Source organism: Streptococcus mitis (genome assembly GCF_946190285.1).
Classification (GTDB): domain Bacteria; phylum Bacillota; class Bacilli; order Lactobacillales; family Streptococcaceae; genus Streptococcus; species Streptococcus mitis_CP.
In genome coordinates, this window is record NZ_CAMHZX010000001.1 from 400,827 (window position 1) to 415,068 (window position 14,242).

Consider the following 14,242-nt stretch of genomic DNA (forward strand, 5'->3'; position numbering starts at 1 on the left):
TTATTAACAGATAAAGCACCACAAATGAATTTAAATTGTAAATCTATTCTACAAAACTTTAAAGACGCTGGCACTGACGCCACCAACCATGTCTTTATCACTTAAATGACTATTGGTCACCAATAGTTCTAGATTTCCAGCATTTTCAAACTGGAAGTCTTGTCCTTTAGCATTAAAGACAACCAGTAAATGGTCTTCCCCTTGAATCTCATAGACAATCCAACCACTATGTTCGTTGGCTGAATGAACAAAAACATGATGGTAAATTTCATCATAAGTAAGGTAAGAAAAGGCACCGGTTCCTGTCTTCAATCGAATCATCTGACGGATAAACTCAATACTATCTTGACGCTCATTAATCAAATCCCAGTTCACTTGGTTCACACTGTCAGGAGCATTATAGCTATTCATAGCACGCTCTCTATCATCATGGGTCAACTCACCATTTTCACCAGTCGCAATTAGTTTGGTACGACCAAATTCTTGACCGATTTCCATAAAGGCCATCCCTTGCATGAGTAGGTTCATAGCTGTGGCTGTCTCAACCTTGCGCATGATTTGTTCTGAACTTTGGTCTGGATGAAGAGTTGCCAATAAATCGTGAAGATTGTAATTGTCATGGGCTTCCACATAGTTAAGTACTTGATTTGGATGTGTATAGGTTCCTAATTCACGACTGCCTAGGATTGCTTTGGCAAGAATTGGCTCTGTCGCAGCACCGCTGACAAAACCTGATTTAATTGCACCGTAAACTTCTCCACCTTTAACAGCATCACGCTGATTGTCATTAAAGAAACCAATATTTGGCATTTCGTAGGCGTTGTCTTTCTTAGCCTTATCATAAGGGGCAAGACCTGTTCCCATGTCCCAACCTTCTCCATAAAGGATAATGTGAGGGTCAATTTCATCCAAACTCTGACGAATCATCTGCATGGTCTTGACATCATGAATCCCCATCAAGTCAAAACGGAAACCGTCAATGTTGTATTCCCGCACCCAGTATAGAAGAGAATCAATCATATACTTGCGGAACATTTCGTGTTCACTGGCTGTTTCATTTCCAACACCCGTTCCATTCTGGAAGGTACCGTCTGGATTCATACGATAATAGTAATCAGGGACTGTTGTTTGGAAAGGTGCATCAACAACTGAAAAAGTATGGTTATAGACCACATCCATAATGACACCAATACCCGCATCGTGGTAAGCTTGAACCATGGTCTTCAAATCGCGAATAACCTGAGCTGGATCATCTGGATTAGTTGAAAAACTAGTTTCTGGCGCGTTATAGTTTTGTGGGTCATAACCCCAGTTGTAGGTTACATTTCCATCCTCATCATATTCTTTATGACGGTCTGCAATTGGTTGCAACTGAACATAATTGTAGCCCAGCTTCTTGATGTGATCAAAAGCAGTTGACTGACCGTACTGGTTAACCGTTCCAGTCTGAGCAGCACCTAAAAAAGTTCCTCGAAGATGTTCATCCACACCTGAGGTCGGTGATTTGGTCAAATCACGAATGTGCATTTCACAAATAACTGCCTTACATGGATTTGCCAAGCGCCAAGTAGCATCAGAACCATGCTTAACCTCGAAGTGTTCAACTTGCTTTTCTGCATGGCTCAGAATAGCTGAACGTTTGCCATCAGGACTGGTCGCAATTGTGTACGGGTCGCGTGTCAAGGTTTGATGATGAGGGAATTGGACTTGATACTGATAAGTCTTACCAGTCAAATCTTCCTCAACATCCAAACTCCAGACACCGATTGTATTGTCCTTATGATTATAGGAGTAGCTATTGCCTCTCTCCATCTCAAATGTTTTCCAAACAGGTGCATCATTAGCAGCTGATTCATAAACAACTATCTGCACTTCTGTCGCTGTCGGAGCCCAGAGAGCAAAATGAGCCTGATTATCCTCTACACGACACCCCAATTCCCCTTGGTAACCCCAATGATGGTCAAAACTAGCACTATTAATGGCCTTATCAAAGGCAAAAGGATTTTGATTTTTATAGAAAGGACTTGCAATTGCAGGATTTTCAGAATAATAAATCCTATCATCTCCTTCCAAAATCCAGACTTCTGTTAAGAGGGGATAGTGATTAAAACGGATAGCATACTCTTTACTGGTTTGACCTGTGTGAACCACAAAATTCAAGCTTTCTAAGGGATGAACACTGGGATGTTCAAAACTAAATGAAGCACCAAAATAATCTTCTTTGTAGGTTAGCAAATCAATTCGTTGATCCTTACTCTTTACAAAAGAGCAAGTGTCGTATTCACCATTCTTGCGGTGGTAATGAATGCGCATAGGGTAGTTATACATTTTTTATTTTTCCTTTTTTTATTTGTTTCTGTTTCACTAATAAATTCTTGACCGATTTTGTCCCGATTAACAAACTAGTTATACTGTCTAAACTCTGGTTTTAAACTATCATTACAGACTTTCTAGCCAAGCTTCATCTCGAACCTCGATACCAAGTTCTTGTGCTTTTTGCAGTTTACTTCCAGCATCTGCTCCTGCAACAACAAGGTCTGTCTTTTTAGAAACACTGCCTGTTACCTTGGCACCAAGACTTTCTAGTTTGCTTTTAGCTTCTGAGCGCTTGAGCCGTTCCAATTTACCAGTCAATACCACTGTCAGACCTGACAAGGCTGCATCCGCTACTACTGTATGACCTTTATAGTCCAGATTAACCCCAGCTTCTTTCAATTCTCTGAGGAGAATTTTAGAGCCTCCTGTCGCAAAATAAGTCTGAAGACTCTTGGCAATCACACCACCCAAACTTTCAATACTGGCCACTTCCTCTGGATCTGCCTGAGCCAGATTTTCGATTGAATGAAAATGTTGAAGTAAAAGCTGACTGGCCTTGCTTCCGACATGGCGAATCCCTAGTCCAAACAAGAGTTTTTCAGCTGAGTTTTCCTTAGATGCTTGGATGGCCTGATACAGTTTAGAAGCAGACTTTTCCTTAACCCCCTCTAAAAGGAGGAAATCGTCTTCTTGTAATCGGTAAATATCCGCCACATCCTTAACCAGATTAGCAGAAAAGAGTTTCTCAACTACTGATGGACCAAGGCCTGTAATATTCATGGCATCTCGAGAGGCAAAGTGAATCAAACCTTCCATGATTTGGGCAGGGCAACGTGGATTGATACAACGGAGAGCCACTTCATCTTCAAAGTGCAACAAGTCAGAGTTACAACTTGGACAGTTTGTAGGGATATCCAGTTTCTCTTCAGAAACCCGTTTGAACTCTACGACACGCAAAACGGCAGGGATGATATCTCCAGCCTTATAGACGATAACCGTATCGTCTTTGCGGATATCTTTTTCAGCAATATAATCCACATTGTGTAGAGTCGCACGGCTAACAGTTGTCCCAGCAAGCTGAACGGGAGTCAGATTGGCAGTTGGAGTCACAACGCCCGTACGGCCAACTGTCCAATCAACTGATAAGAGTTGGGCTTCTTTTTCCTCAGCAGGAAACTTGTAGGCTACTGCCCACTTTGGAGCCTTGACAGTAAAGCCGAGTTCTTCTTGGCTTGCTAGGTCATTGATCTTGATTACAACTCCATCAATATCATAAGGCAGATTTTCCCGTTCCTGTCCTACTTCTTGAATAAAATCCCAGATTTCATCTATGTTTTCAGCGAGAATTCGCTTAGGATTGACTACAAAACCTAGTTGTTCTAGGTGCTTCAAAACCTTTTCTTGACTATCACGAGTTGACGGGCTGGCTTCTTGATAGAGAAACGTTGCAAGATTACGCTTGGCTACTACTGCTGTATCCAGCTGACGCAGAGTTCCTGCCGCCGCATTACGAGGATTGGCAAATTCAGGCTCTCCATTTTCTTGACGAGCTTGGTTGACCTGGTCAAAAGAAGCACGTGGCATATAACATTCTCCACGAACTGTGATATCTAGTTCTTCTGGCAAAGTTAAGGGAATGTCCTTGACACGCTTGAGATTTTCTGTGATATTTTCCCCAATAGAACCATCTCCACGCGTTGCCCCAGCAACTAAAATCCCCTTTTCATAAGTCAGCGAGATAGACAAGCCATCGATTTTCAGCTCACAAATATAGGTCGGATGAGCCACTTCCTTACGAACACGCGCATCAAAAGCTTCAAGCTCCTCACGTGAAAAAGCATCCTGCAAACTATAAAGAGGATACTGATGACTGTATTTTTCAAAACCATCTAAGACTTTGCCACCAACACGATGGGTCGGACTGTCTGCTAACACTTGATCTGGGTAGGCAGCTTCCAACTCAACCAACTCCCGGTAAAGACGATCATACTCACTATCTGAAACCGATGGATTATCGCTGGTATAGTACTCAGTCGCATAGCGATTGAGCAAGGCGACTAACTCATTCATTCTTTTATTCATAAAACCATTTTACCATAAATTAAGCCCTCCTCACAATGGAGAAGGGCAGAAAACTTAGAAATCTTACACCTGCTCTGATAATTCTTCCCACTCAAGCATAGCTTCTTCCTGACGATGGCTGATTTTGTCCAGCTCAGACTGTAATTCCATGAGTTTTTCGGCATCGTTTGTTTCCAACATTTGTTCAGAAATGGCTTGGCTTTGACTTTCTAACTCTTCAATTTCAGCTTCTAGACTTTCGATTTGTCGCATGAGTTTGCGAACTTCTTTTTGACTTTCTTTCTGAGCTTGATAGTCATTGACTGGACTTGCTTCTTTTGCTTGATTGCTAGTTGAAGCTTCCTCAGCCTGAGTCATTTCTACTTCTGCTTTCTTCTCAACATAGTAGTCGTAATCACCCAAGTAAAGAGTCGAACCATTCTCAGACAATTCCAAAACATGAGTTGCTACACGATTGATAAAGTAACGGTCGTGGCTGACGAAGAGAAGAGTTCCATCGAAGTCAATCAAGGCATTTTCCAACACTTCCTTGCTATCAATATCCAAGTGGTTGGTTGGCTCATCCAGAATCAAGAAGTTGTTGTTTTCCATAGATAATTTAGCAAGAAGCAAACGCGCTTTCTCCCCACCAGACAGCATGCCAACTGATTTTTTAACATCATCTCCTGAGAAAAGGAAGGCACCTAGACGGTTACGAATTTCAACTTCTGGTGTCAGTTTAAAATCATTCCAGAGTTCATCCAGTACAGTATTACTTGGTGTCAGCTTGCTTTGGGTTTGGTCATAGTAACCAACCTCAACATTAGCCCCAAAGCGCTTTTCCCCCTTGATAAAAGGAATCTGGTCCACGATTGATTTAATAAAAGTTGACTTTCCAATACCATTGGGACCAACGATGGCGACAGCATTCATCTTACGAAGGTCTAGATTGATAGGCTCTGACAGTACTTCCTCATCATAGCCAATAGCTGCATTTTCAACAGTCAATACAACATTACCAGACGTTTTCTCAGACCGGAAGGTCATGTTAGCAGATTTCTTACCAGCTTCAGGCTTGTCCAAACGTTCCATTTTTTCCAGTTGTTTACGTCGAGATTGGGCACGTTTGGTCGTTGAAGCTCGGACTAGATTGCGATTGACAAAATCTTCCAGAGCAGCGATTTCCTTTTGTTGCTTTTCATAGTTTTTTGCCTCAGTAGCTAGCTTCTGCTCTTTCAATTCAACAAAACGAGAGTAATTTCCCACATAGCGATCCAAGGAATGCTTGGTCAAATCTAGCGTAATTGTCGCAACCTTATCCAAGAAATAACGGTCGTGGCTGACAATAATGAGGGCACCACTATAGTTTACCAAGTAATTCTCTAGCCAAGCAATAGTTTCAATATCCAAGTGGTTGGTTGGCTCGTCCAAGATCAAGAGATTTGGCTTTTCAAGAAGCATTTTGGCCAGCGCCAGACGGGTATTTTGACCACCTGAAAGTTCAGCTATTTTCATCTGCCACATAGACTCGTCAAACTTGAATCCATTTAAAATCGCTCGAATATCAGCTTCATAAGTGAAACCGCCTGCTTGGCGAAAATTCTCAGATAAGCGGTCGTAATCTGACATCAGCTTATTCAAGTCCTCACCAGACTTTTCCCCCATCTCTAGCTCCATCTGACGAAGTTGTTTCTCAGTCCGACGCAAGTCATCAAAGACATAAAGCATTTCATCGTAGATGGTATTTTCAGACTCAAAACGGCTATCTTGGGCTAGGTAAGACAGAGAAATATCTTTTTTCTTATTGATTTCTCCGCTAGTTGGCTCCTCTTCTCCAACCAAAATCTTCAAAAGAGTAGACTTACCTGCACCATTTTTCCCAACAAGGGCAATTCGATCTCGTTCATCAACCTGCAGGTTGATATTATCAAAAAGAACCTCTCCTGCAAAAGAACGTTCAATTTTATTAGCTTGTAAAATAATCATACAAACAGTATAGCATGTTTCCCTAAGGCATTCAAGACTTGATAAACCTGCATATGACACCACTTTTCTGAAAATTATGCTACCGTTTTACTAAAATGCTAAAAAGTGCTATAATGTGAACGGTTAAAACAATTTACAAAAAGGAGAATTTCAATGTCTTACCAAGAAAATTACCAGAAATGGATTGATTTTGCGGAGCTTCCTGACTACCTTCGTCAAGATTTGGAAAATATGGATGAAAAAACGAAGGAAGATGCCTTCTATACAAATCTTGAATTTGGTACTGCAGGTATGCGTGGCTTGATTGGTGCTGGTACAAACCGCATCAACATCTACGTTGTTCGCCAAGCTACTGAAGGATTGGCTCGTTTGATTGAGTCTAAAGGTGGAAACGAAAAAGAACGTGGTGTAGCAATCGCCTACGATAGTCGTCACTTCTCACCTGAGTTTGCCTTTGAATCTGCGGCAGTTCTTGCTAAACATGGTATCAAATCTTACGTATTTGAAAGCCTTCGTCCAACTCCAGAACTATCATTTGCAGTTCGTCACCTCAACTGTTTCGCAGGTATCATGGTCACAGCTAGCCACAACCCAGCACCATTTAACGGTTACAAGGTTTACGGTGAAGACGGTGGACAAATGCCTCCACACGATGCAGACGCTTTGACAACATACATTCGTGCAATCGAAAATCCATTTGCAGTTGAAGTTGCTGATGTGGAAGCTGAAAAAGCTTCTGGCTTAATTGAAGTTATCGGCGAAGCTGTCGATGTAGAATACCTCAAAGAAGTCAAAGATGTGAACATCAACCCAGCCTTGATTGAAGAATTTGGTAAAGACATGAAAATTGTCTACACACCACTTCATGGTACTGGTGAAATGTTGGCTCGTCGTGCTCTTGCTCAAGCAGGATTTGACTCTGTTCAAGTCGTTGAAGCGCAAGCAACTGCTGACCCAGACTTCTCAACTGTAAAATCTCCAAACCCAGAAAGCCAAGCAGCCTTTGCCCTCGCTGAAGAACTTGGTCGTCAAGTTGGTGCAGATGTTCTTGTCGCAACTGACCCAGACGCAGACCGTGTTGGTGTTGAAGTTCTTCAAAAAGATGGTAGCTACCTCAACCTTTCAGGTAACCAAATCGGTGCTATCATGGCTAAATACATCTTGGAAGCCCACAAAAACGCTGGAACTCTTCCTGAAAACGCAGCCCTTTGCAAATCTATCGTTTCAACTGACTTGGTAACGAAGATTGCTGAAAGTTACGGCGCGACTATGTTCAACGTTTTGACTGGTTTCAAATTCATCGCTGAAAAAATCCAAGAATTCGAAGAAAAACACAACCACACTTACATGATGGGATTTGAAGAAAGCTTCGGTTACTTGATTAAACCATTCGTACGTGATAAAGACGCTATCCAAGCTGTTCTAGTCGTTGCTGAACTTGCTGCCTACTATCGTTCACGCGGTTTGACACTTGCTGATGGTATCGAAGAAATCTACAAAGAGTATGGCTACTACGCTGAAAAGACTATCTCTGTTACCCTTTCAGGTGTAGATGGTGCAGAACAAATCAAAGCGATTATGGCTAAATTCCGTAACAATGCTCCAAAAGAATGGAATGCAACAGCTATCACTGTCGTAGAAGACTTCAAAGCTCAAACAGCTACTGCTGCTGACGGTACTGTTACAAACTTGACAACTCCTCCAAGTGATGTGTTGAAATACACACTTGCTGACGGTTCATGGATTGCCGTTCGCCCTTCAGGTACAGAACCAAAAATCAAGTTCTACATTGCAGTTGTAGGTGAAACTAACGAAGAATCACAAGCTAAGATTGCTAACATCGAAGCAGAAATCAATGCTTTTGTAAAATAGAGCCCTATAAAAGATGAGACTAACCAATCTCATCTTTTTTTCGTATCAAATCTAAGCAATTTTAGAAACTTTATGGCATACTAGACTTATCAATGAAAGCGAGGTAATCTCATGGAACAATTTTTAGATAATATTAAAGACCTTGAAGTCACTACGGTTGCGCGTGCACAAGAAGCACTCGATAATAAAGAAACTGCAACCTTCTTCATTGGCCGCAAAACTTGCCCCTACTGCCGTAAATTTGCTGGTACATTGGCAGGTGTTGTAGCTGAAACTAAAGCCCACATCTACTTCATCAATAGTGAAGAAACAAGCCAACTCAATGAGTTGCAAGCATTCCGCTCACGCTACGGAATCCCAACTGTACCAGGCTTTGTTCACATCGCAGATGGACAAATCAATGTTCGTTGTGACTCTTCAATGTCAGCACAAGAAATCAAAGAATTTGCAGGATTGTAAAAAAGCCACTCATCGAGTGGTTTTTAAATGGTCAAAATTACCTTTTTTCAAGCAAATCTTGTATCATCCGATGTAGTTCTTCTATCTTTTCGGATTGTTTCTCTAGTAATATTCTCTGACTAGATAATTCATCTTGGAGTTTATCAAGTTTTATCTGTTCATCTGGATTATCTTTTACAAAAAAGTTCGTCAAGGCACTTGTTAACATTCCTATTGTACCAATCCCTACCAACATTAATAAAACAGCTATCCATTTGCCAAAAAGGGAAACTGGAACAATATCACCATAACCAACAGTGGTTACTGTCACAAGAGCCCACCAAAGACTATCTGAGAAAGATTTTTCTTCAACTACAGATAAAATTGAACTTCCTACTAGAACAATAAAAATATTAACATACAAGATATAAATCAGGCCATTTGTCCGTAAGAATCTACTAATTTTTCTTTCTAATTTACCTGTAAGTCCAAGTATTCTAAGTAAACGAGTCAGTTTCAGTAATTTTGTCAGTCTTGCTAAGCGGAAGATACGCCCTAATCGCAATACTGTAAAAATAGCATTTAAAGGAAGGATAGCTAACAAGTCAAAGATATTTTCAAGTATAAACCTCCATTTTGCTTTACTTGAAAAGAACCGCCAACCATAATCTACCACAAACACAAACCAAAGTAGCAAGTCAATAATACTGTATGGAGGACTGTCTAAATCAATCATCTCAGCAAATCCAAGTAATACCAGAATAACAGAGATTAAAGCAAGTAAAATAATTGTTGTATCATAATAATCTGCAAAAAACCATTTTTTCTTCAAATTTTACTCTCCTCACTTTCTATACTGTTATTACTCAACTTTAATTCAATAAATATCTCTCCGATGACCAACTTCTAAAGTAGCAACGACTAATTCATCATCTACAATTTGTACGATAACTCGATAATTACCAATTCTATAGCGCCATTGACCAACGCGATTACCAACCAAAGCCTTTCCGTGTCGTCTTGGTTCTTCCAAAACATTGGTTTGTAAATAGTTTGTAATTAGCTTCTGCGTATAACGGTCCAATTTTTTCAATTGCTTGATGAAACGTCTTGTTGGAACTAATTTATACAAATTATTCATCCTCCAAGCCTAAATCATGCATCATTTCTTCCCAAGTAATGGGTTCAACTCCTTTTTCCAAGTCGTCTAAATACTCTTGATAGGCTAAATCTGCCACACGAGCATCGTATTCGTCTTCTAGAGCTTCAAGAGTTTTGGTGCGAATAAGTTCCGAAAGGGAAACTCCTTCAAACTTAGCCATTGCCTTCATAAATGTTTTATCAGCTTCAGAAACTTTTAATGTAATAGTAGTCATCTTTTGCACTCCCTTTTTTAATGGTAACACCATTGTATTACTTTTTAGGTGTTCAGTCAATATAAAAAGAACACCTTCTCAGCGTTCTTTCTATATATCTGTCAATGGTGTTGCGGTATCTGGTGAGGTATCATAAACCTTAAAGTCTACTCCGACTCCCAGATCAGCTTGTGCTAGCTGATTGACCATAGTCATGTGAGCCAGCTCCTTGATATTGTTTTCCTTAGACAAGTGACCAAGATAGATTTTCTTAGTGCGATTTCCCAAGGTACGAATCATAGCTTCGGCACCATCTTCGTTAGAAAGGTGACCCAGATCCGATAGGATTCGTTGTTTGAGTCGCCAAGCATAAGATCCTGCTCGCAGAATCTCTACATCATGGTTGGACTCGATAAGATAGCCGTCCGCATTTTCAACAATCCCTGCCATACGGTCACTAACATAGCCTGTATCTGTCAAAAGGACAAAACTCTTATCATCCTTCATAAAGCGATAGAATTGCGGTGCGACTGCATCATGGCTAACACCAAAACTCTCTATGTCAATATCTCCAAAGGTTTTGGTTTTACCCATTTCAAAAATATGCTTTTGCGAAGAATCTACCTTGCCAAGATACTTACTATTTTCCATAGCCTGCCAGGTCTTTTCATTGGCATAAAGATCCATACCATACTTGCGAGCCAAAACGCCTACTCCATGGATATGGTCTGAATGCTCATGCGTAATCAAGATAGCATCCAAGTCTTCTGGTTTGCGATTTATTTCAGCAAGTAGGCTGGTAATTTTCTTACCCGACAAGCCTGCATCCACTAATAGTTTCTTTTTTGGGGTTTCCAGATAAAAGGAATTTCCACTGGAACCCGACGCTAAAATACTGTATTTAAAGCCTGTTTCACTCATTCTAGTCTTCTACTTCATCCTCCCATACTTCTTCCTTCACTGCATCCTTATCATAAGGGAGCACAATGGTAAAGGTTGATCCCTTACCATATATACTCTTGGCCCAAATAAAACCATTATGTTGTTTGATAATTTCTTTAGCGATAGACAGTCCCAGCCCTGTTCCACCTTGAGCACGGCTTCTAGCACGATCCACACGGTAGAAACGGTCAAAGATACGAGGCAAATCCTGCTTAGGAATACCCAATCCTTGGTCTGAGATAGACAAAATCATCTGATCATCAGTTGTCTTCATCGTGACTGTGATTTTTCCACCATCTGGAGAATATTTAATGGCATTGTTGAGAATATTATCAATCACCTGTGTCATCTTGTCTGTATCAATTTCAATCCAGACAGACGTAATCGGATAATCTCTAACCAATTCGTATTTCTTCTCTTCATCTGATCCCCTCATCTTATCAAAACGGTTAAGGATAAAGGTAATAAAAGCTGTGAAGTTAATCAGTTCCACATCTAGATGAGTGGTTGCATTATCAATACGTGAAAGATGGAGAAGATCTGTCACCATCCGCATCATACGGTTGGTTTCATCTAGAGATACCTTGATAAAGTCTGGTGCGACAGGTTCTGACAAGGCCCCCTCATCCAAGGCTTCAAGATAGGATTTTACGCTAGTCAAAGGAGTTCGTAACTCATGACTAACGTTGGAAACAAAGAGTCTCCGTTCGCGCTCCTCCTTCTCTTGCTCCGTTGTATCATGCAGAACGGCAACCAGACCTGAGATAAAGCCTGATTCACGACGAATCAAGGCAAAACGAACACGAAGACTCAGATACTCACCATTGGCATCCTGGGAATCAATCATGAGTTCAGGAATTTGGGTAATCAAATCACGAAGTTCATACTCATCTTCAATCTTAAGCAATTCAAGGATACTTTTGTTGAGAACATCTTCTTTCTGAACACCTAGCTGTTTCTTAGCCATGTCATTAATCATAGTAATCTTACCACGACGATTGGTCGCGAGGACTCCATCTGTCATGTAAGAGAGGATACTGTGCAATCGTTTACTCTCTTGTTCCAGATTTTCTTGAGTCAAACGGATTACTTCTGATAAATCATTGAGATTATTGGTAATATTAGTGATTTCAGAACTTCCCTGCATATCCAATACCTGAGAATAATCTCCTGCAATCAGGTCCTTTACCTTTTGATTGATTTGCTTCAACCGAATGTTATCCCTACGATTTTCTAGTAAGAGCAAGGTCACCACTAAAATAAAGCCAAGTAGAATGAGGATAAAGATAAAATCACTGGTTAAAACTGTGTCTTTTATTAGTTTAATCATTATTTCTCATATAATAACCAACACCGCGACGTGTTAGGATATACTCAGGACGACTTGGTGTATCTTCAATCTTCTCACGCAAACGTCTGATAGTTACGTCAACTGTTCGAACATCTCCGAAATAATCATAACCCCAGACCGTTTCAAGCAAGTGTTCACGGGTAATCACTTGACCAATATGAGAAGCCAAGTGGTACAAGAGTTCAAATTCACGGTGGGTCAAGTCTAGTTCTTCACCATATTTTTTAGCCACATAGGCATCTGGTACAATCTCCAAGTCCCCAATTTGCAGAGGTTGGGTTTTCTTTTCATCTGATTCTTGATTATCTACAGAAACCAAGTCCGTACGACGAAGAAGAGCTTTAACACGCGCCTGCAACTCACGATTTGAGAAGGGTTTGGTTACATAGTCATCCGCTCCAAGCTCTAAACCGATAACCTTATCAAACTCACTGTCTTTAGCCGACAGCATGATAATAGGCACACTACTTGTCTTGCGAATGGTCTTAGCAACTTCTAAACCATCAATTTCGGGAAGCATCAAATCCAGAATAATAATATCTGGTTGCTCTGCTTCATATTGCTCTAGCGCTTCACGACCATTAAAAGCAGTTACAACCTCGTAACCTTCCTTGGTCATATTAAACTTGATAATATCCGAGATTGGTTTTTCATCATCTACAATTAATATTTTTTTCATTTTTTCACCTTTTTCTCTACTATTATATCAAAAAAATAACAAGAAAACACAATAGCTAGTCTTTGCTACTGTCTGAGTTGGCTTGTGCATAAGCCTGCCAGATTTTTTGTTGGGGTTTGGCAAGGGGATAATTCTTAAACTCTTCTGGTGAAAGCCAGCGAACTTCCCTATCGGAAAAGTTATGAAAGTCAGTCACTTGACCTGCTACAATTTGAACATGCCACTTGCGATGACTAAAGACATGCTTAACCATTTCAAAATAAACATCAAGCCAATCAACATCTAGGTCATAGTCCTGCTGGAAACTCTCTTCTGGACTGGGGCCAAAGTTTACACTTTCTTCTGCAACCTGATGAAAGAGGTCAAACTGCTCTTCTTGCGAAAAGTTATCAACTTCTATCAAGGGGAAATGCCAAAATCCTGCCAATAATTTTTCACTTTCATTTTTTTCAAGTAAAAATTGTCCTTGAGTATTTTTGACCACCAAGGCTTTAAGATAAATTGGAACAGGCTTTTTCTTGGGAGCCTTAATTGGATAACGGTCCATTGTGCCATTCTGATATGCCGCACTAAAGTCCTTAACTGGGCTTTCTTCTGGTCTGGGATTTACAGGTGCCTCAATATCTGATCCCAAGTCCATCAAAGCTTGATTGAAGTCACCCGGACGTTCTGGGTCAATCAGGATTTCCATCATTGCTTGAAAAATTTTGCGATTACTTGGAATGCCAATATCATGATTAACCTCAAACAAGCGGGCCAAAACACGCATGACATTACCATCTACAGCTGGCTCAGACAAGTTAAAAGCAATACTGGAAATGGCTCCTACTGTGTAAGGACCAATCCCTTTCAAGCTGGAAATTCCTTCATAGGTATTTGGAAATTGACCACCAAAGTCTGTCATAATCTGCTGGGCTGCAGCCTGCATATTGCGTACTCGAGAATAATAACCCAAACCTTCCCAAGCCTTCAACAAACGCTCTTCAGGGGCAGTTGCCAAACTTTCCACTGTTGGAAACCAGTCCAAGAATCTTTCGTAGTAAGGGATAACTGTATCCACTCTGGTCTGCTGGAGCATAATTTCAGATACCCAGATATGATAAGGATTTTTACTTCTACGCCACGGTAAATCTCTTTTGTTTTCATCATACCAGGCAAGAAGTTTCTCACGGAAAGAAACAATCTTCTCCTCTGGCCACATGACAATATCGTATTCTTTCAAATCTAACATATCTCTAGTAT

Annotated in this window: 12 protein-coding genes; 2 read left to right on the forward strand and 10 right to left on the reverse strand. The window is 40.6% G+C overall.

Annotated features, from left to right (window positions below; translation table 11 throughout):
• Positions 1-48: 48 nt before the first annotated feature.
• The 3 genes from pulA to N8L39_RS01955 form a co-directional block, all read right to left on the reverse strand.
• Positions 49-2,328: a type I pullulanase gene (pulA, locus tag N8L39_RS01945; protein ID WP_261009840.1), complete on the reverse strand. Its 2,280-nt coding sequence runs from the start codon at positions 2,326-2,328 to the stop codon at positions 49-51.
• 111 nt (positions 2,329-2,439) lie between these two features.
• The gene (gene ligA, locus N8L39_RS01950) at positions 2,440-4,398 is read right to left on the reverse strand and encodes an NAD-dependent DNA ligase LigA (protein WP_261009839.1); all 1,959 of its coding nucleotides are present in this window, start codon (positions 4,396-4,398) and stop codon (positions 2,440-2,442) included.
• A gap of 63 nt (positions 4,399-4,461) precedes the next feature.
• A complete protein-coding gene (locus N8L39_RS01955) occupies positions 4,462-6,363 on the reverse strand; it encodes an ABC transporter ATP-binding protein (RefSeq protein ID WP_261009838.1) in 1,902 nt (633 codons plus the stop codon).
• Between the two features lie 153 nt (positions 6,364-6,516).
• Here N8L39_RS01955 and N8L39_RS01960 point away from each other — a divergent pair, with 153 nt between their 5' ends.
• Complete coding sequence (locus N8L39_RS01960; protein ID WP_261009837.1) at positions 6,517-8,235, forward strand: phospho-sugar mutase; 1,719 nt, start codon at positions 6,517-6,519, stop codon at positions 8,233-8,235.
• A gap of 111 nt (positions 8,236-8,346) precedes the next feature.
• Positions 8,347-8,694 (forward strand): DUF6568 family protein, encoded by a 348-nt coding sequence (locus N8L39_RS01965; RefSeq protein ID WP_261009836.1) that lies wholly within the window; start codon positions 8,347-8,349, stop codon positions 8,692-8,694.
• A gap of 37 nt (positions 8,695-8,731) precedes the next feature.
• On the opposite strand, the gene N8L39_RS01970 is transcribed toward N8L39_RS01965, so the two are convergent.
• The 7 genes from N8L39_RS01970 to mutY all read right to left on the reverse strand — a co-directional run bounded on the left by N8L39_RS01970 (position 8,732) and on the right by mutY (position 14,231).
• Positions 8,732-9,505, reverse strand: a complete 774-nt coding sequence (locus tag N8L39_RS01970) for a potassium channel family protein (RefSeq protein ID WP_261009835.1) — start codon at positions 9,503-9,505, stop codon at positions 8,732-8,734.
• A gap of 45 nt (positions 9,506-9,550) precedes the next feature.
• Entirely contained in the window at positions 9,551-9,805 is a 255-nt protein-coding gene (locus N8L39_RS01975) for a type II toxin-antitoxin system RelE family toxin (RefSeq protein WP_261009834.1), read from the reverse strand.
• 1 nt (position 9,806) lies between these two features.
• Positions 9,807-10,049, reverse strand: coding sequence for a type II toxin-antitoxin system RelB family antitoxin (gene relB / locus N8L39_RS01980; RefSeq protein ID WP_007284772.1), 243 nt, complete (start codon positions 10,047-10,049; stop codon positions 9,807-9,809).
• Positions 10,050-10,139: 90 nt separating this feature from the next.
• Positions 10,140-10,949 (reverse strand): MBL fold metallo-hydrolase, encoded by an 810-nt coding sequence (locus N8L39_RS01985; RefSeq protein ID WP_000004961.1) that lies wholly within the window; start codon positions 10,947-10,949, stop codon positions 10,140-10,142.
• A 1-nt stretch (position 10,950) separates the two neighbouring features.
• The gene (gene vicK, locus N8L39_RS01990; protein WP_261009833.1) at positions 10,951-12,300 is read right to left on the reverse strand and encodes a cell wall metabolism sensor histidine kinase VicK; all 1,350 of its coding nucleotides are present in this window, start codon (positions 12,298-12,300) and stop codon (positions 10,951-10,953) included.
• A complete protein-coding gene (yycF, locus tag N8L39_RS01995) occupies positions 12,293-13,000 on the reverse strand; it encodes a response regulator YycF (protein ID WP_000722078.1) in 708 nt (235 codons plus the stop codon). Before yycF ends, vicK begins: the two co-directional genes overlap by 8 nt.
• Before the next feature lie 55 nt (positions 13,001-13,055).
• On the reverse strand, positions 13,056-14,231 hold the full coding sequence (mutY, locus tag N8L39_RS02000; protein ID WP_261009832.1) for an A/G-specific adenine glycosylase: 1,176 nt from the start codon (positions 14,229-14,231) through the stop codon (positions 13,056-13,058).
• Between the last annotated feature and the right edge of the window lie 11 nt (positions 14,232-14,242).

What these genes read in the sequence shown, in the direction of transcription:
- pulA (WP_261009840.1), bottom strand. Translation starts at nt 2,328, where the DNA reads ATGTATAACTACCCTATGCGCATTCATTACCACCGCAAGAATGGTGAA.
- ligA (WP_261009839.1), bottom strand. Translation starts at nt 4,398, where the DNA reads ATGAATAAAAGAATGAATGAGTTAGTCGCCTTGCTCAATCGCTATGCG.
- N8L39_RS01955 (WP_261009838.1), bottom strand. Translation starts at nt 6,363, where the DNA reads ATGATTATTTTACAAGCTAATAAAATTGAACGTTCTTTTGCAGGAGAG.
- N8L39_RS01960 (WP_261009837.1), top strand. Translation starts at nt 6,517, where the DNA reads ATGTCTTACCAAGAAAATTACCAGAAATGGATTGATTTTGCGGAGCTT.
- N8L39_RS01965 (WP_261009836.1), top strand. Translation starts at nt 8,347, where the DNA reads ATGGAACAATTTTTAGATAATATTAAAGACCTTGAAGTCACTACGGTT.
- relB (WP_007284772.1), bottom strand. Translation starts at nt 10,049, where the DNA reads ATGACTACTATTACATTAAAAGTTTCTGAAGCTGATAAAACATTTATG.
- N8L39_RS01985 (WP_000004961.1), bottom strand. Translation starts at nt 10,949, where the DNA reads ATGAGTGAAACAGGCTTTAAATACAGTATTTTAGCGTCGGGTTCCAGT.
- vicK (WP_261009833.1), bottom strand. Translation starts at nt 12,300, where the DNA reads ATGATTAAACTAATAAAAGACACAGTTTTAACCAGTGATTTTATCTTT.
- yycF (WP_000722078.1), bottom strand. Translation starts at nt 13,000, where the DNA reads ATGAAAAAAATATTAATTGTAGATGATGAAAAACCAATCTCGGATATT.
- mutY (WP_261009832.1), bottom strand. Translation starts at nt 14,231, where the DNA reads ATGTTAGATTTGAAAGAATACGATATTGTCATGTGGCCAGAGGAGAAG.